The 18139-nt window shown below is 54.0% G+C and carries 17 protein-coding genes; 12 read left to right on the top strand and 5 right to left on the bottom strand.

From position 1 onward, the window contains the following. Nucleotides 1–83 precede the first annotated feature (83 nt). The 5 genes from GNG29_RS12210 to GNG29_RS12195 all read left to right on the top strand — a co-directional run bounded on the left by GNG29_RS12210 (nucleotide 84) and on the right by GNG29_RS12195 (nucleotide 3685). Complete coding sequence (locus GNG29_RS12210) at nucleotides 84–980, top strand: phospholipase D-like domain-containing protein (protein ID WP_231736503.1); 897 nt, start codon at nucleotides 84–86, stop codon at nucleotides 978–980. Further along, a complete protein-coding gene (locus GNG29_RS23340) occupies nucleotides 980–1195 on the top strand; it encodes a hypothetical protein (RefSeq protein WP_231736501.1) in 216 nt (71 codons plus the stop codon). The genes GNG29_RS12210 and GNG29_RS23340 overlap by 1 nt, the downstream gene beginning before the upstream one ends. Before the next feature lie 3 nt (nucleotides 1196–1198). Next, nucleotides 1199–2014: a DUF6396 domain-containing protein gene (locus tag GNG29_RS12205; protein ID WP_231736499.1), complete on the top strand. Its 816-nt coding sequence runs from the start codon at nucleotides 1199–1201 to the stop codon at nucleotides 2012–2014. Nucleotides 2015–2183: 169 nt separating this feature from the next. Then, nucleotides 2184–2447 (top strand): PAAR domain-containing protein, encoded by a 264-nt coding sequence (locus GNG29_RS12200; RefSeq protein WP_103179835.1) that lies wholly within the window; start codon nucleotides 2184–2186, stop codon nucleotides 2445–2447. 2 nt (nucleotides 2448–2449) lie between these two features. After that, nucleotides 2450–3685, top strand: a complete 1236-nt coding sequence (locus GNG29_RS12195) for a hypothetical protein (RefSeq protein ID WP_231736498.1) — start codon at nucleotides 2450–2452, stop codon at nucleotides 3683–3685. Between the two features lie 79 nt (nucleotides 3686–3764). Here GNG29_RS12195 and GNG29_RS12190 read toward each other — a convergent pair whose 3' ends face one another. Next, nucleotides 3765–4331 carry a DJ-1/PfpI family protein gene (locus GNG29_RS12190; RefSeq protein WP_103181091.1) on the bottom strand — a complete coding sequence of 189 codons (567 nt, stop codon included), beginning with the start codon at nucleotides 4329–4331 and terminating at the stop codon, nucleotides 3765–3767. A 53-nt stretch (nucleotides 4332–4384) separates the two neighbouring features. Further along, nucleotides 4385–5617: a sensor domain-containing diguanylate cyclase gene (locus GNG29_RS12185; protein WP_156654625.1), complete on the bottom strand. Its 1233-nt coding sequence runs from the start codon at nucleotides 5615–5617 to the stop codon at nucleotides 4385–4387. Between the two features lie 693 nt (nucleotides 5618–6310). Here GNG29_RS12185 and GNG29_RS12180 point away from each other — a divergent pair. The 4 genes from GNG29_RS12180 to dbpA all read left to right on the top strand — a co-directional run bounded on the left by GNG29_RS12180 (nucleotide 6311) and on the right by dbpA (nucleotide 10278). After that, entirely contained in the window at nucleotides 6311–7279 is a 969-nt protein-coding gene (locus GNG29_RS12180; RefSeq protein ID WP_231736496.1) for a methyl-accepting chemotaxis protein, read from the top strand. A 154-nt stretch (nucleotides 7280–7433) separates the two neighbouring features. Beyond that, the gene (gene zntB, locus GNG29_RS12175; protein WP_103179832.1) at nucleotides 7434–8417 is read left to right on the top strand and encodes a zinc transporter ZntB; all 984 of its coding nucleotides are present in this window, start codon (nucleotides 7434–7436) and stop codon (nucleotides 8415–8417) included. Nucleotides 8418–8699: 282 nt separating this feature from the next. After that, entirely contained in the window at nucleotides 8700–8876 is a 177-nt protein-coding gene (locus tag GNG29_RS23475) for a hypothetical protein (RefSeq protein WP_269776161.1), read from the top strand. Nucleotides 8877–8904: 28 nt separating this feature from the next. Continuing rightward, entirely contained in the window at nucleotides 8905–10278 is a 1374-nt protein-coding gene (dbpA, locus tag GNG29_RS12170) for an ATP-dependent RNA helicase DbpA (protein WP_103179830.1), read from the top strand. Nucleotides 10279–10322: 44 nt separating this feature from the next. On the opposite strand, the gene ttcA is transcribed toward dbpA, so the two are convergent. Continuing rightward, nucleotides 10323–11258 carry a tRNA 2-thiocytidine(32) synthetase TtcA gene (gene ttcA / locus GNG29_RS12165; protein WP_103822179.1) on the bottom strand — a complete coding sequence of 312 codons (936 nt, stop codon included), beginning with the start codon at nucleotides 11256–11258 and terminating at the stop codon, nucleotides 10323–10325. A gap of 245 nt (nucleotides 11259–11503) precedes the next feature. Here ttcA and GNG29_RS23335 point away from each other — a divergent pair, with 245 nt between their 5' ends. From GNG29_RS23335 to GNG29_RS12155, 3 genes are all read left to right on the top strand, one after another. Further along, nucleotides 11504–11581, top strand: coding sequence for a hypothetical protein (locus GNG29_RS23335; RefSeq protein WP_225759512.1), 78 nt, complete (start codon nucleotides 11504–11506; stop codon nucleotides 11579–11581). A 237-nt stretch (nucleotides 11582–11818) separates the two neighbouring features. After that, a complete protein-coding gene (locus GNG29_RS12160) occupies nucleotides 11819–12325 on the top strand; it encodes a hypothetical protein (protein ID WP_156654623.1) in 507 nt (168 codons plus the stop codon). A gap of 83 nt (nucleotides 12326–12408) precedes the next feature. Then, on the top strand, nucleotides 12409–12831 hold the full coding sequence (locus GNG29_RS12155; protein WP_156654622.1) for a GFA family protein: 423 nt from the start codon (nucleotides 12409–12411) through the stop codon (nucleotides 12829–12831). Between the two features lie 68 nt (nucleotides 12832–12899). Here GNG29_RS12155 and ompC read toward each other — a convergent pair whose 3' ends face one another. Both ompC and nifJ read right to left on the bottom strand, forming a co-directional pair. Then, nucleotides 12900–14015, bottom strand: a complete 1116-nt coding sequence (gene ompC / locus GNG29_RS12150) for a porin OmpC (RefSeq protein ID WP_103179826.1) — start codon at nucleotides 14013–14015, stop codon at nucleotides 12900–12902. Nucleotides 14016–14414: 399 nt separating this feature from the next. Next, on the bottom strand, nucleotides 14415–17939 hold the full coding sequence (nifJ, locus tag GNG29_RS12145; protein ID WP_156654621.1) for a pyruvate:ferredoxin (flavodoxin) oxidoreductase: 3525 nt from the start codon (nucleotides 17937–17939) through the stop codon (nucleotides 14415–14417). Between the last annotated feature and the right edge of the window lie 200 nt (nucleotides 17940–18139).

Genomic DNA, 18139 nt, shown 5'->3' with positions numbered 1-18139 from the left:
TGGAGCATCTTCACCATAATTTTGCCACGGCGTGGCGTAAAGAAACCGGTCAGGATCTGCTGACTATCCGTAATGCTGCTGTTGTGGCTAAAAATCTTAAACCAAGACCTGATTACGGCACTCCATTACTGGCACAGTTATTACGAACTCAGGTGCAGGCAGGGAAACAGGATATTGAGACGCTCTATCTGAAGGCGGTGAATAATGCGACACAATTTATCTATATCGAAAATCAGTATTTCCGCTGGCCGCCGCTGGCGGAACTGATTAATCAGATTGCGGAAAGACAGAGTAAAGCGGGACGCGAATTATATCTTTTTGTTGTGACTAACGTAACAGATGAAGGTATTGGCGCCGGAACCGTTAATACCCAGCGCATGCTGGAGACGCTCGGCCAGGCTAATACTATTCCTGAAGTGACCAGACTGCGTAAGGTCGGCCAACTTAGTAAAGAAAGGTTCAGTAGTGCGCCTGGGTATATCGACCCGGGCGAAATACATAAATATAACCGCGAGGTAAGTGAGAAAATTGCTGATTTTAAAAAGAGGGCGGATGAAATTCAAAACAGTGAGATACTGCCTGAAGAACGCCCCGGCTTGAAGGTTCATATCTGTTCATTAGTCGCACCAGACTCGCCGGCGGATGAATGGATGCCTGTTTATATTCATTCCAAATTAATGATTGTGAATGATGTGTTTACCACACATGGCTCAGCCAATATCAATACGCGCAGTATGCAGGTGGACAGTGAAATGAATATTGCTCATGAGTGGGCTAGCGTGACGCGGGATTTACGGCGGCGGTTATGGAATCTGCATACTAATGGGAAAGGGGGGCAGGATGATCCGGCGAAGGCATTTAAGGAATGGGGGGATCTTCTGGATAAAAATGAAAAATATCAGGGCTCAGGAAAAAAACGTCCCGAAGCTTCACTGATTAAATTCTTCTATAACAAACCGACGCTGAGTGACCTGGACTGATGAAACGACTCTTAATTTTATTCTGCCTGCTTCTGGTCGCCTGTGACCAGAACAATACCCACAAGGATGCGCCCATGGACCCGCTGACCGATATTAACGCCCGGCTGGCGTTTACCTGTAAACATCAGATTATTCCTGAGGCGTCGGCTGATACAGATGTGCTGTTTAACTATGCCCGCTGGTTGCAGAAAAACAATCTGATTAACCGGGATTAAACGGTGGATGTAGAAATTGCGCGCCTGTACCGTATTGCGGCAGAAAACGGGCATTACAAAGCCAGTATCAACCTGCAGAACGGGGCACTGCGCGGGCGTTTTTCGCTGAGCAGTCCTGAGCGTCTGCGCCTGAGTCAGCAACTGATCGATGCAAAAATAGCGACCGGATACTACTTTATTGCCATCTATCTGGAGCACGGTGCGGCAGGACTGGCGCAGGATCCGGAGATGGCGCTGCGCTATTACCGCAAGGCGGCAGATGAGGGGAATCCCCTGGCCCAAGCTTATGTAGGTGAAAAACTGTCTCCGGCAAAAATGGCTCCGCAGGTAGCCATGCAGATGCTCAACTGTGCTGCTAAGCAGGGTGCAGGGAAAGCTGCTAAATCATTAGGAATAATGCTTGCAATTGATGATAAATATCCGGAAGCCGTTGAGGCATTCCAGCTAGGAGTTGCAGCAGGAGATTCAGGTTCAGCCAGTTTCATGGGGCACGGTTTTGCCGGCCCCGAACCAACGGACAGACTGTTCTATCTGGCGTTAGAAAAAGATCCGGAGCGTGCCCGGCGCTACGAGCTGATAGGCAAAGTGCTGGCGAAGTATTCCTGGGCACACCCGACGGTCCCGGAAATCAACGATATCGTTCCATTGCCACCCGCGCTGCTCCCGGAGTGGGTTGGCAGACTTAAATGGCTGGAAGCGTGGAAGGCCAATGTGCCACCGCCAAAACCCAGCGCGGCGCTGATAGCGGCGCTGGCGAAAGCGAAGCAGCTCAACCCGGAGACGGGCAGGCCGCTGCCCGAATCCCCTGATTTCGACTAAACCAGCCTAGCCCGGCTGCTGTGTCGCAGCGGCAAGTTGAGCTCCATAAGCGGCTATGCGTTTCTGCAGCTAATCGATTTTTATCCAAAACAAATGCATCACTTACTGCTCTTTATTATGAGCAGTAAGCGATCGCAGCGTTGTTAACGCAACTAAGGGGAGTAAACCCATGAAAGGAATCATTCGTATAGGCGATACGCATACCGGTGGCGGTAAAGTGCTAAGTGGCTCCCTTAATATGAAATTTGGGGGCATCGGCGTGGCGCGGTTGGGGGATCCTGTATTTTGCCCAATCATAGGTCATGGACAAAATGTTATTGCTGAAGGGCATCCCACTTTTATGGATCACGGTGTACCCGTTGCATTCCATGGCCACCGGTGCGCTTGTGGCTGCCAGTTAATTTCCAGCTTGCCACAAGCGGCGGTACGTTAAATATGCCTGTAAATCTGAAACAAATTCCTGCACCCGCTCCCCAGCCCGAATTGCCCAAATGGTGGCTATGGCTGTTATTACTGCTGGGCGGATGCCTGGTCGGTACGGCCTGGGCAATTCTGAACAACCAAGGGAAATCTGTAATTGATGCAGCAGAGTTTTGGGAAACGGCGCTTGTATTTCCAGCCCTGATTTGGATGAGCCTGCTGTTGGTACGCATCGTCTGGTATAGAGGAGTACAAGCAACGGCTGATGGGAGTAATGAAGTACGTGAACAAATTCTTCAACACCAAATCCAAAGGGGGCGACGTTGCCTGGCTGTTTTAGATGTCAGTCTGCGCACTGCTCTGCGTGAGCATGGCGATAGAGATGGCCAAATGCAAAGGAAGGCTCTGCAGGGTAAGAATCAGGCTTTAAGAACTCAAGCCTCCTGGCAAAGTGATGAAGGTAAACGTCATAGCCGGCTGGCTCTTATTGATGACGAGACGCCAGAACAGCTTTTGAGTAGAGAATTAAGTGATACCCTCGAGGAAATGAGTCACGCGCTCGCATCTGTTCCAGCCGATATACCCCTCACAGTGCTTGTGGAGAGCAACAGTCGATTGTCTCAACGTCAGATACAGTTAATCTGGCACCGGTGCTGGGCTGCAAGCCAGATCCGGCAACCAGTAACGTATATTGAAGGCAGAGGGCTTGAGGTGGTGGATGAATGGCTGGACGGTAATATGGATAGCCGGGCGATGTTATTGATCGTCGCGGTGCAGGTGGCCCCCGAAGAGATTGAAGGGACAGCAGAGGTTGTGGTTGGTTTATTGCTGAGAAGCCATCCACAGGAAGCTGATAGCCTGAAGCCGCTAGCTCTCTTACATCGCCCGGAGCGTATGCATGGGATGAGTAATGAAGATTTTCATTATGCGCTTGAACGCGCGTTAGATTGGGTTCCGATCCAGGCTAAAGACGTTTCAGTGGGCTGGCTGGTAGGGGTTAATGCGAAGTGGAGTCAGGCTATCGCTACAGGACTGATGGCCATGTCGAGCCCTGTAAACATAGGACAGGATTTGTACAATCTGGACACTAGCCTGGGCTATCCTGGTCCTGCTGCACCCTGGTCAGTGATTGCGTGTGCAGTTGAACACATTTCCGAGGGTAAACCGCAGCTTACTATAAGTGGCGAAGGCGTCGTTGACCGACCATTGTGGGTGACGATGGTGACATCTGCTTCTGAAATAAAGAGCTAAAAAATGGATGTCAGCAATTAATAACTATATCGACAGGCTGGCCTGAAACCACCAGCCTGTCACGGCTCTCTTTAGCCGCTTACTGCTGCAATACCTCAGCAAATTTTGCCAGCCACTGCGGATGGGCAGGCCAGGCGGGCGCAGTAACCAGATTGCCGTCGACGTGCGCCTGGTCGATGCCAATATCGGCATACTCGCCACCGCTGAGGCGGACCTCTGGCGCGCAGGCCGGGTAGGCGCTACAGGTTCGTCCTTTAAGAACGCCAGCGGCAGCCAGCAGCTGTGGGCCGTGGCAAACGGCGGCAATCGGCTTACCTGCCTTGTCAAAGGCCCGCACCAGTTCGAGTACCTTCTCATTCAGGCGTAAATATTCCGGCGCGCGTCCGCCGGGAATTAACAGGGCATCGTAATCTGCCTCTTTCGCCGTAGTAAAATCGGCATTGAGAACAAAGCGGTGGCCGGGCTTTTCGCTGTAGGTCTGGGCACCGTCAAAATCATGGATCGCCGTCATGATAAAATCGCCTTTAGCTTTATCAGGGCAGACCGCATCAACCTGATGGCCAATCATCTGCAAAGCCTGAAAGGGGACCATGGTTTCATAATCTTCCGCGTAATCGCCGACCAGCATCAGGATCTTCTTGCTCATCATCACCACTCCTCAAAAATAAAGTGAAAAACAGAGGACGCCAGCAGGCGCAGTTACGCCGCCAGCACTTTGTTACGACCATCATTTTTGGCGCGATAGAGCGCATCGTCCACGCGCTTAAACAGATCGTCGATACTCTCGTCCGGGTTATGCCGCGCAACGCCAATACTTACAGTAAAGCGGGGTAGACCGGGAATGGCAATGCGGGCGATTGCCGTGCGCAGTGTCTCTGCGATCTGAATGGCCGCATCCAGTGACGTGCGGGGCAGCAGCAGGACAAACTCCTCGCCGCCCCAGCGGAACACGTAATCATCTTTACGGCTACCGCTTTCCAGCATCCGCGCGAGGGCAATCAACACCTCATCGCCTTTCTGATGCCCAAACAGATCGTTGATACGCTTAAAATGATCGGTATCCACCAGCAACAGACTGAACTCCTGCTGTGCCGGCAGATGGTTTGGTGAGGTTTGATCGGTGAGGTGATAAAACTGGCGGCGGTTGAGCAGCCCGGTAAGCGAGTCGCGCAGTGCGGCGTGTTCCAGCTCCTGCTCAAGCCGTTTTTGCTCGGTGATATCATGAATGATGCAGAGCATCAGCTTATCGCCGTAGATCTCAATGGGGCCGGCATAGGTTTGTACGTGCCGGGTCGTTCCGTCGGCAAGGCGATGGATAAAGTTGAGCGGTTTATGGCCGCCGGGCAGGCGCGCGATCTCCATCATCACCGGCATAATATTGCGTCCCAGCGTGTTGATCTCCCAGGTGTGCTTGCTGCACATCTCTTCGTGGCTGTAGCCATAAAAATTGAGGGCTGCGAGATTCGCATCCACAATCAGGCCGTCGCGGGCAGGGTCGATTAACAGCATCGGGGCGCTGTTGGTCTGGAAAAAGCGGGCGTAGAAGCCCTGTTTCTTGCGCTGATAGGTGCCTGAACGGGTGGCTTTAAGTCCCGTTACCGGCTGTCGGGCGACGCCTTCGAAGACAATCACCTCACCGATCGTGTCAAAAACGGCCAACGAGAGGTGACAGGTAAGGCTGGTTGGCTGGTCATCGACCCGCACGCTCCAGACTTCGACGATCTCCTGACGTGCCTTTAAATCGGGAACATACATCGCAAGCGTCGCCTGCGCATGGGCCGAGCAAACGCCTTTACGCATGACATCCAGCGTCGCATTCTGCATGAGCATTTTGGCTGCCGTATTGGCGAACAGCACATCCTCCGTTACCGGGGATACCAACCATACGGGCGTTCTAAGCATGTCCAGTGCATCAAACCCTGAAGGCGACATAGGTCAGTCTCATTTATTGGCACTTCAAATACCTGAGGACCACGACGGAGCGGTACGCGTGGGCTTCTCTGAAACATACTCTAGTTCATCCGATCGGACAGGATTTTTTTGTGATATCCGTATGAATTTCGTATTAAATTTACCAACTGGTAAATTTTCATTCGCCGCTGTCACGTGAAACCAACTGTTTAATTCACTATCAGATCGCTGCTGTTAAAAGCATTAATACAATTTTTGTTATTCACGCTACGTTATTTAAGCATAGCTAAATATTCTCTGTCGAAACTGATTTGTGGCTTAAGTATAAAGGTTTAAATAGCGATACCAACCATTTGTAGCGCTAATGGTCATAAGAGCAGGCTGATTTTGAAAGCGTATTTGTTTACAGGAGTGTTTGTGAAATTAAGTTTCTCCCTAACGCAAATTATAAAATGTTAAATATTAAAACTTTGCCTCTGCGAAATCAGAGTGAAAAAATAAAAACTGAATGCTATATAGTGATTACCTTCTGAAAATACCGCTGTAGGATCTATTATGCTTAGAAATATAAGTGTGAGGACTTTTATTCTGAGTTATCTGCTAGTTGTGTTTATCGTTATTGATGGCCTGGTTATATTTTTAGCACCGCAAACATCTTTGTTAATTTTGCTAAACTCTTTATTTCTCGTCGCGTGGGTTTTTCTGTGGGTTTACATGACGCAATATCTGGTTGTGCCAATCAACACCGTGAAAAGGAGCATCGAAGAGGTTATCTCGGGCAACCTGGGGGTGAGCATCCCTGAATTTGGTAATAACTGTGCAGGCCGGTTGATCCCAGGAATCAATACGTTGTCCAGCAATCTCGCTACGCTGGTGCGGGAGATCCGCTCTTCTTCCCATACCGCAATGACCCTGTCGGAACAGCTCGCCGCCCGCAGCACGGCGCTGGCCGCTAAAACCGAGCTACAGTCGGCGTCCCTGATTCAGACCTCCGCCAGCATGGAACAGATGGCCGCCACCACTAAAAATACGGCAGATAACACCCGACTGGCCAATGAAAAGGCCAGTGCCGCCACGCTTCAGGCAAAAAAAGGTGGCGCGCTGATGGGGCAGGTTGCCAACAACATGCACTCCATTACTGAGTGTGCCCAGCAGATGACGGAGATCATCACGCTGATTGATGGTATCGCCTTCCAGACCAACATTCTGGCGCTGAATGCCGCGGTTGAAGCCGCCCGCGCGGGGGATCATGGTAAAGGCTTCTCCGTCGTGGCGGGTGAGGTTCGTAGCCTGGCGCATCGCAGCGCCGAAGCGGCTAAAAATATCAAGTCACTCATTGACGTCACCAGCAGCAACGTCAGTCAGGGGGCGATGGTGGTAGCGGAGGCTGAGAAAAACATGCACGACATCGTCAGCGGCTCCGGGCAGGTCAGCAAACTGATGGATGAGATCTCCACCTCTACCGACGAGCAGGAAAAGGGCATCGTCCAGATCACCCAGGCGTTGAGCGACCTGGAGCAGGTGACCCAGAGTAACGTGGTGATGGTTGAAGAGCTGTCGGGTTCATCAGCCGTGCTGAAAAATCAGGTTGTTGAACTGCAAACCCGTACCCGTAACTTCCGTCTGGAAGCGGCATCCACGGCGCCCCTGTACGAGGGGGGAGCCTTACCCGCACGAGCCTGATAATAAGCCTGGTTCGCCAGGCTTTCTCATCGTGTCCAGGGAACCGGATTAATCTCTTTTATGAATAAATTCAGCGCGATGCCGGGAGAAAATATTGCTTAAGCTGGCAGGGTGGCTAGACTGACAGCAAAGAAAGGCTACTGGCGGAGGCGCTGTGGAAGGCATAAAAGGATCGGAAGTTAACGTTCCTGACGCAGTATTTGCGTGGTTACTGGATGGAAAAGGCGGGGCGCGGCCGCTCACCGACGACGATACTATCGATCAGCAGCATCCCTGCTGGCTACATCTGAACTATACCCACCCGGAGAGCGCCAACTGGCTGGCCTCTACGCCGTTGTTACCCAATAACGTGCGCGACGCGCTGGCCGGGGAGAGCCTGCGGCCTCGCGTCACCCGCATGGGCGAGGGGACACTGATTACGCTGCGCTGCATTAACGGCAGCACCGATGAGCGCCCGGACCAGCTGGTGGCGATGCGCCTCTATATGGACGAGCGGCTTATTGTCTCGACCCGGCAGCGCAAAGTGCTGGCGCTGGATGATGTCGTCGGCGATTTAAAAGAGGGCACCGGTCCGCAAGATTGTGGAGGCTGGCTGGTGGACGTCTGCGACGCGCTGACCGATCATGCCAGCGAGTTTATCGAAGAGCTGCACGATAAGATTATCGATCTGGAAGATAATCTCATCGACCAGCAAATCCCCCCCCGCGGTTTTCTGGCGTTATTAAGAAAGCAGCTGATTGTTATGCGCCGCTATATGGCGCCTCAGCGGGATGTCTATGCCCGGCTGGCGAGCGAACGGTTTCCCTGGATGAGTGACGATCACCGTCGCAGAATGCAGGATATCGCCGAGCGACTGGGGCGCGGGCTGGATGAAATTGACGCCTGTATCGCACGAACGGCAGTCATGACCGATGAAATTTCGCAGGTGATGCAGGAGTCGCTCTCGCGCAGAACCTACACCATGTCGTTGATGGCGATGGTCTTTCTTCCCAGCACCTTCCTGACAGGCCTGTTTGGCGTCAACCTGGGGGGGATCCCCGGCGGCGATTTCCGCTTCGGCTTCTCACTGTTTTGCATCATGTTAGTCGTTTTGATTGGTGGTGTTGCATGGTGGTTGCATCGCAGTAAATGGTTGTAAATTTACATTTTTTCGACGCCATGAATTTCTTAAAACGCTATTTTAATTGAGCGAAGTCAAAAAACGATTTACCCATAAGGTGCAATATCTCTTCCGCAGGTGAATGCAACGTCAAGCGATGGGCGTTGCGCTCCATATTGTCTTACTTCCTTTTTTGAATTACTGCATAGCAAAATTGATTCGTACGACGCCGACTTAAATAAGTCGGCTTTTTTTTGCCTGCAACTCAGCAGCGACTAACCTAAAAGAGACAAACGCGTTCTTCTGGAGGGTTATATGGCCATGCTTTTATCACTGCTGCTGCAACCCCTGCGGCAATCGGACCCGGTGCCTACTGATCCGGTGCCGGTTCCCGATCCGATTCCACGCCCACAACCGATGCCGGATCCACCACCGGACGAAGTGCCGATTAAAATGTCGCATCAGAGGCGGAGATCTGCGAGGATACGCGCCTGCTGACTGTGAGTCTTTTACCGCGAGAATAACTGTGACTGCTTTTTCAACGCTGAACGTACTGCCTGCCGCCCAACTCGATAACCTGAACGAGTTGGGTTATCTGACCATGACCCCTGTACAGGCTGCCGCGCTGCCAGCGATCCTGGAAGGACGCGACGTCCGTGTACAGGCCAAAACCGGCAGCGGTAAAACGGCTGCCTTCGGTCTTGGGCTGTTACAGCAGATTGACGCCACGCTGTTCCAGACGCAGTCGCTGGTACTTTGCCCGACGCGCGAGCTGGCGGATCAGGTCGCAGGAGAGTTACGTCGTCTGGCACGTTTTCTGCCAAACACCAAAATTTTGACCCTCTGCGGCGGACAGCCGTTCGGGGCACAGCGTGACTCTTTGCAGCATGCCCCGCACATTATTGTTGCTACGCCGGGGCGTTTGCTCGACCACCTGCAGAAAGGCACCGTCTCGCTTGATGCGCTGCAAACTCTGGTGCTGGATGAAGCCGACCGGATGCTCGACATGGGCTTTAGCGACGCCATTGATGAAGTGACCCGCTTTGCGCCGCCAACGCGCCAGACGTTGCTCTTCTCCGCTACCTGGCCGGAGGCGATCGCCGCCATCAGCGGACGCGTGCAGCAAAATCCGCTCGCCATTGAAATTGATTCTGTGGACGCGCTGCCCGCCATTGAGCAGCAGTTCTTCGATACCACCCAGCGGGGCAAAATCCCGCTGCTGCAAAAACTGCTCAGCATTCACCAGCCTGCCTCCTGCGTGGTGTTCTGTAACACCAAAAAGGATTGCCAGGCGGTATGCGATGCGCTGGCCGAGGCGGGACAGAGCGCCCTGGCGCTGCATGGCGATCTTGAGCAGCGCGACCGTGACCAGACCCTGGTACGTTTCGCCAACGGCAGTGCCCGCGTGCTGGTCGCCACCGACGTCGCCGCCCGCGGCCTGGACATTAAATCCCTGGAGCTGGTGGTGAACTTCGAGCTGGCCTGGGACCCGGAAGTACATGTTCATCGTATTGGCCGTACCGCGCGAGCCGGTAACAGCGGCCTGGCGATCAGTTTCTGCGCGCCGGAAGAGGCACAGCGTGCCAACATCCTGGCGGAAATGCTGCAAATCAAACTGAACTGGGTTGATGCCCCGGCTAACGTCACCATTACGCCGCTGGCGGCAGAGATGGCAACGCTCTGTATCGACGGCGGTAAAAAAGCCAAAATGCGTCCCGGCGATGTACTGGGGGCGCTGACCGGTGATATCGGGCTGGACGGGGCAGACATTGGTAAAATCGCGGTGCATCCGGCGCACGTGTATGTGGCGGTGCGTCAGTCTGTGGCGCAGAAAGCGTGGAAACAGCTGCAAAACGGCAAGATCAAAGGCAAAAGCTGCCGGGTTCGTCTGCTGAAATAAGCGGGCGGGAAGCGTCTCAGCGCGGATGCTGAGACGCTTAAAAATCATTTCACTTCGATAACGTTCAGGCGCATCTCATCAAGCTGGGTGTCATCCTCTTCAGGCTGCCAGCCCGCCGGTTTCATCGGGATCTCTTCGCGGTCAAACGCCAGATCGCCGCCGTTTACCACTTCAGAACCGTGCTGAATTCCTTTGAAATCAAACAGGTTGATATCGCAGAGGTGCGAAGGCACCACATTCTGCATTGCGCTGAACATGGTTTCGATTCGGCCAGGATAGCGTTTATCCCAGTCACGCAACATGTCGGCAATCACCTGACGCTGCAGGTTTGGCTGTGAGCCGCACAGGTTGCACGGAATGATCGGGAAGGCTTTGGCCTCGGCAAAACGTTCGATATCCTTTTCGCGGCAGTAGGCGAGCGGGCGGATCACAATGTGCTTCCCGTCGTCGCTCATCAGCTTCGGTGGCATACCCTTCATTTTGCCGCCGTAGAACATGTTCAGGAACAGCGTCTGTAAAATGTCATCGCGGTGGTGACCCAGAGCGATCTTGGTTGCACCCAGCTCTGTCGCGGTACGGTAAAGAATGCCGCGGCGCAGGCGAGAGCAGAGCGAGCAGGTGGTTTTCCCTTCCGGGATCTTCTCTTTAACGATGCCGTAGGTGTTCTCTTCAACAATCTTATATTCGACGCCCAGCTTCTCCAGATATTCCGGCAGGATATGCTCCGGGAAGCCCGGCTGCTTCTGATCCAGATTGACGGCCACTAACGAAAAATTGACCGGCGCGCTTTGCTGAAGATTGCGCAAAATTTCGAGCAAGGTGTAGCTGTCTTTGCCGCCAGACAGGCAGACCATGATGCGGTCGCCTTCTTCAATCATGTTGTAATCGGCAATGGCTTCACCCACATTGCGGCGAAGACGCTTCTGAAGCTTGTTAAGGTTATACTGTTCTTTCTTGGTAATATCTTGATTTTGCGACATTTAATAGTGGCTCAATTCGTTTGTGGCTAAAGCAGCTCAGGCGGCTCCCCCATTAAAAGGGGGGCAGCAGGTCAACATGAAAAAGTATGGCGTGTATGGTACGGATTACGGCGATGAATGTCAGCACGTTTTACAGCGCGTAATCATCCTGTTCCACGCGTTGGTTTTTTTACCGTTTGCCGCCTGGCTGTATATTGGCAACCAACGCTATAGTAGTAGTCCATCCACAACAACGGGAGGTACTCATGCAGTATGTTGAAAAAGATGACCCGCGCGAGGCGCCGGAATCGGGTGATAAAAAACCCCAACCCGTCAAAAAATAGCTGACCGTGAGTAATACCCGCGCCACCAGTATTTACTGGTGGCTTTTTTATCGCCTCTCCCCGCCACATACCTTCGCGACATGTCTCACTGCCGCTCAGTAACTCGTACTGTATCTGTGCCGTGCACTCACCAGAAAGAGGCATAGGCCATTAATAATTGACCCTGTACGATTGAGGAGTGCCAGGTAACAGAGACGATGGTGAGCAAAAACAGACTAATACGATGAGGTGATAACGATGGGCAAACAGTGGCAACTGATCGTGAGTATATTCATTTTAATCGCAATGTCTTCATTCGCCCGGGCGAACACCACCGCAATGGGGCTGACGTTAGGTAAAACCACGCTACAACAATTTATTAAAGCCTATCCCTCGACCCTGCATGAAGGGCGCAGTAAGTGGAGCGACGGCGATATATTCTCCATTCCGAACCGGGAGCTGGGTTTAGAGGGGGTGAAAAATAACGCGGTGATCTTCAATAAGAGCGGAAAAATTACCGCCATTATGCTGGAGCTGGATAAGAGCCGTTTTGATGAAGTCGAAAGTATGCTGGCGCATAAATATGTGGTGGTGAAAAAACAGATCTCTTTCGCCGGTGATAAATACGCCAAATACCAGAATGACGAAGATTTAATCGAACTCGACGCCCCCTATTTATCGTCCGTCATGAAGCTCACCTATTCAGAACAGATTTTTCAGGAGGCGTATCTGAAAAAGAGCGCGGAGGAATATATCCGGCGCTGACGGGAAGCCTGGCGTACACTTAGCCAGGGCGCGGCGTGCCGTCACGCCGCCTGTGAGGGCATGGTTAACGCAAGGAGCCTGTAATGGCGAATAGAGTTTCTGCTCAGTGTCACTGCGGTGCGGTCCGGTTCACCGTTGAGCTCTCTGACGGGTTCAATACTATCCGCCGCTGTAATTGTTCATTCTGCCGGATGCGTGGGGCGATTGCGGTCTCGGCGCTGTTATCCGGTATCACGATTATTCAGGGCGAGTCGCTGCTGACCGAGTATCGTTTCAACACCCAGACGGCTGTGCACTATTTTTGTTCTGTCTGCGGGATTTACACTTTCCACCAGCGTCGCTCAAATCCGGATCAGTATGGTGTTAACGTTGCCTGCATTGAAGGCGTCTCGCCGTTTGATTTCCCGGAGGTTCTGGTAATGGAAGGGCGCGTTCATCCCAATGATGGCGGCGGAGGCGTGGCCGGAGTGCTGCGCTATAGCGCAACGGGGAAAGCGGAGAAGTGATCGCTATACAGCAGAGAGGCCATTTATCTTGTCTCAGGTAGCCCGCGCCGTAACGCGGGCTCATTTCATCAGAACTGGTAAACCAGACCTAATGCGACGATGTCATCGGTGCTGATGCCATTGTCTTTGTAGAACTGGTCATCTTCGTCCAGCAGGTTGATTTTATAATCCACATAGGTGGACATATTTTTGTTGAAGTAGTAAGTCGCACCCACTTCAGCATATTTAACCAGATCCTGATCGCCCTGGCCGTTATCGAGATCTTTACCTTTCGACTGCAGGTAAGAGACAACCGGACGCAGGCCAGAATCGAACTGGTATTGTGCGGTAACTTCAAAGTTCTGGGTTTTGTTGGCTACCGTGTTGGCTTTTTTACCGTCACCATAAGGGGTCATGTTACGGGTTTCAGAATACATGGCCGCCAGATAGATATTATTGGCGTCATATTTCAGGCCAGTGGTCCAGGCATCCGCTTTGTCGCCGCCCGCAGTCGTATTGCTCACCTGGTCGTTGGTACGGTCAGAAGAGGTGTAGGCCGCCGCTGCGCTGAGGCCCATGCCGAAGTCGTAGGAGGTAGAGATACCGAAGCCGTCACCGTTCTCATAACGCACGTCACGGCCGTTGTTGGTGCCTTCGTTACCGTTATTATCGCCTTCGTTGTTACCCTGGTACTGCAGGGCAAAGTTCAGACCTTCAACCATGCCAAAGAAATCGCTGTTACGGTAGGTTGCAACGCCGTTCGCACGGCCGGTCATGAAGTTATCGGCTTTGGTGTAGGAGTCGCCGCCGAACTCTGGCAGCATATCGGTCCAGCCTTCCACGTCGTACAGCACGCCGTAGTTACGGCCATAATCAAATGAACCGTAATCGCCGACTTTCAGACCGGCAAACGCCAGACGGGTCCAGGACTGATTGCCAGAGTCTTCCGTGTTGTTTGCCTGGACGTTGTATTCCCACTGACCGTAGCCGGTCAGGGTATCGTTAATCTGGGTTTCGCCCTTAATGCCCATACGGATATAGGTCTGGTCGCCGTCAGCACCGCTGTTGTCGGAGAAATAATGCAGACCGTCTACTTTACCGTACAGATCTAATTTATTGCCGTCTTTATTATAAACCTCTGCTGCATTTGCTGCGCCAGCCATTAAAAGAGCTGGAATCATGAGAGCCAGTACTTTTCTTTTCATTGTGACTAATCCTTACGCTATTTTTATTTAAATATTTTTTAACTTTCCACGGAACTTCCTGCGCTGGAAAGATGTCCCATGCTAAATCACTCTCTCTTTTAGCGATAAAACATAATTGTTACCAGGTAAGTAAAATCTAAAGAAATTACTGCTGTAGAAATGGTCATAATTTTGGTGAATGTGTTTAATTAATCCATATAAAACTAAAATTATCCATTCTCCCCTGAAACCAGTAAAATCAGCGGTGTTATATGCCTGTAGTTATTTTTCCGTTTATCGCATAAATAACTTTTTAATATAGGTACTGTTATTTATCGCTAAACAGGAGCCGCCCGCCAGACACTTTCTGGCGGGCTTTTTTTATCGGTAAAGAAAAGCCCGGACAGGCCGGGCTTCGGGTTATTCGCTGGCCGACTTTTCGGCTTTCCCGGCAAGCTGGGCCAGGAAGTCATAGCGTTTTTGCAGATCGGCGGCGGCGTCTTTCCACAGCTGCTCAGCCACCTCGGGCTGCTGAGCATTGAGACGGCGGAACCGCTGTTCCTGCAACAGCGTCTCTGCCAGCGCGTCAGACGGCGGGCGGGAATCCAGCGCCAGCGGCAGTTTGCCCTCGTCGGCACGACGCGGATCAAAGCGGTAGAGCGGCCAGAAGCCCGTCGCGGTCAACTGGCGCATCTGATCGTGGCTCAGCGCCAGATCGTATCCGTGCTCTTCGCAAGGGCTGTAGGCGATAATCAGCGACGGGCCAGGATAGGCCTCCGCCTCCTGAATCGCTTTCACCGTCTGGTTCAGCTGTGCCCCCAGCGAGATCTGCGCCACATAAACATGACCGTACATCATCATGCTGACGCCCAGGTCTTTACGCGCCTTGCGTTTGCCATGCTCGCCAAACTTGGTCACCGCCCCCAGAGGTGTCGCCTTCGAGGCCTGGCCCCCGGTATTGGAGTAACACTGGGTATCCAGCACCAGAATGTTCACGTTCTCGGTCAGGCTGAGAACATGGTCCAGACCGCCAAAGCCAATGTCATAGGCCCAGCCGTCGCCGCCAATCAGCCAGATCGATTTCTCAACCAGCGCATCGGCATCGGTTAACAGCTCTTCTGCACCTTCCACGCCCGCCAGCGCCTGACGCAGCTCGGCCACCTGCTGACGACGTACATCAGGCGTTGCCTCGCTGTGCAGGGCGCTGTTCAGCTCCGCCGGGATCGTATCGGCAAACTGTTCCAGCAGACGCATCACCCGTACGCGGTGTTGATCCACCGTCAGGCGGAAGCCGAGGCCAAATTCGGCGTTATCTTCGAACAGCGAGTTCGCCCACGCCGGGCCGCGCCCGTTGGCATCAGTGGTGTACGGCGTTGACGGCAGATTACCGCCATAGATCGACGAACAGCCGGTCGCATTGGCGATCAGCATCCGGTCGCCATAGAGCTGGGTCAGCAGCTTGATGTACGGCGTCTCCCCGCAGCCGGAACAGGCGCCGGAGTACTCGAAGAGCGGAGTAATCAGCTGCGAGGTGCGAATGTCGATGCGCTCGAGGCTGTTGCGATCGATCTCCGGCAGGTCGAGGAAGTAGTCGTAATTCACTTTCTCCTCTTCCACATGCTCAAGGCGCGACATCATGTTAATGGCCTTGATTTCCGGATTCTGTCTGTCTTTCGCCGGGCAGACCTCCACGCAGAGGTTACAGCCGGTGCAGTCTTCCGGGGCGACCTGCAGAACATATTTCTGGCCGCGCATGTCGCGGGATTTCACATCCAGCGAGTGCAGGCTGGCGGGGGCAGCTTCCATGGCCTCAGGGGAGACCACTTTGGCGCGGATAGCGGAGTGCGGGCAGGCCGCCACGCAGTGGTTACACTGGGTGCACAGCTCCTCTTTCCAGATTGGGATCGCTTCAGCGATATTGCGTTTTTCCCAGCGGGTGGTCCCCATCGGCCAGGTGCCGTCCGGCGGCAGGGCGGAGACGGGCAGAGCATCGCCCAGCCCGGCCAGCATCGCGGCGGTGACGGTTTTCACAAAGTCTGGTGCGGCGTCCGACACCACCGGCGGGCGGTTCGGGCTGTGGGCGTTGACCGGCTGCAGTGGCACTTCCGCCAGCGACTCCCGCGCCAGCGCCAGCGCCTGCCAGTTACGCTCCACCAGCTCCTGGCCCTTGCTGCTGTAGCTTTTGGCGATGGCCCCCTGCAGCTCCATCAGGGCGCTGTCGCCGGGCAGGATGTGGGTCAGATGGAAAAAAGCCATCTGCATAACGGTGTTAATCCGCGCCGCCAGGCCGCATTCACGGGCGATTTTCGCCGCGTTAACGATCCAGAACTTCGCTTTTTTCTGGTTCAGCACCGCCTGCACTTCCTGCGGCAGGCGCGCCCAGACCTCATCGGCGCTGTAGGGGGTATTGAGCAGGAAAATCCCGCCCGGTTTGAGGCGCTCGGCCATCTGGTATTTGTCGATAAACTGCAGCTGGTGGCAGCCGACGAAATCGGCCTGCGACACCAGATATGCCGAACGGATCGGCTGTTCGCTGACGCGCAGATGGGATACCGTCAGCCCCCCGGCTTTTTTCGAGTCATAGACGAAATAGCCCTGGGCATACCATGGCGTGGAGTTACCGATGATCTTGATGTTGTTCTTGGTCGCCGACACGCTGCCGTCGCTACCCAGCCCGTAAAAGAGGGCTTCCAGCTTCGCGGTTGACGGCAGGGTATTTTCCGGTAGCGACAGCGACAGATTGGTCACATCGTCATAGATACCAACGGTAAAGCGCGGCTTCGGCTTCGCGGCGCTCAGCTCGTTAAAGATGGCCAGCACGCAATCCGGGCCAAACTCTTTCGACGACAGCCCGTAGCGCCCGCCAATCACCCGCGGCAACGTCTCGCGCTCGCCGCCGTTAAAGGCTTCCGCCAGGGCGGTCATCACGTCCAGATAGAGCGGTTCGGCCTGCGCGCCGGGCTCTTTGGTACGGTCCAGCACCGCCACAGAACGCGCGCTTTCCGGCAGCACCGCCAGCAGATGTTTGGCCGAGAACGGACGGTAGAGACGCACCTTCAGTACGCCCACCTTCTCGCCCCGGCGCAGCAGTTCATCCACCACCTCTTCACAGGTGCCGATGGCGGACCCCATGATGACGATGACGCGTTCTGCCTGCGGGTGGCCGTAATACTCAAACGGCTTGTACTCACGCCCGGTGGCGGCGGCAAAGTCGGCCATCGCCTGGTCCACATGGTCATACACCGCGTCATACCACGGGTTGGTCGCCTCGCGGGACTGGAAGTAAGTATCCGGGTTAGCGGAGGTGCCGCGGATCACCGGATGCTCCGGGTTCAGCGCCCGGGCGCGGTGGGCATCGATCTCCGCCTGGGGAAGAAGGTTGCGGATCGTCTCATCTGAGAGCGAGACAATTTTATTAATCTCGTGGGAGGTGCGGAAGCCGTCGAAGAAGTGGATAAACGGCACGCGGCTTTTCAGCGTCGCCATATGTGAAATCAGTGCCAGATCCTGCGCCTCCTGCACGCTGCCAGAGCAGAGCAGGGCGCAACCGGTCTGGCGGACGGCCATCACGTCAGAGTGATCGCCAAAAATCGACAGGGCATGGGTGGCGATAGTGCGCGCCGCGACGTGCAGCACGAATGGCGTGAGTTGTCCCGCCAGCTTGTAGAGCGTCGGGATCATCAGCAGCAGACCCTGCGACGACGTAAACGAGGTGGAGAGCGCGCCGGTCTGCAGCGCGCCGTGGACGGTGGCAATCGCCCCGGCCTCCGACTGCATCTCAACCACGCGAGGGGTATCACCCCAGACGTTTTTCAGCCTGTTACCGGCCCAGGCATCGGCCTGTTCCGCCATGGTCGAGCTGGGTGTAATGGGGTAGATGGCGATCACTTCACTGGTGCGAAACGCGACGGACGCGACTGCGCCATTGCCGTCAATAGTTTGCATATGACACCCTTACATTGCGCAAAGAAAGAGGGACCCGTAACGCATCGGCGGGTCCTGTAATTATCTTGTGAGTTTAGCAAAGGGGCGCTGAAACGATTTTCGCTTTTGTGTCCTGCTTATTGACGCTACCAATGGCTCGATCAAACTTTTGCGTAAAAATAGCGAACAAAACGTTTTACAACGTGGAAAATCGTGGTTTC

It is taken from the genome of Leclercia sp. Colony189, from assembly GCF_009740165.1.
Lineage (GTDB): Bacteria > Pseudomonadota > Gammaproteobacteria > Enterobacterales > Enterobacteriaceae > Enterobacter.
This window is presented reverse-complemented; position numbering and strand designations above follow the sequence as displayed.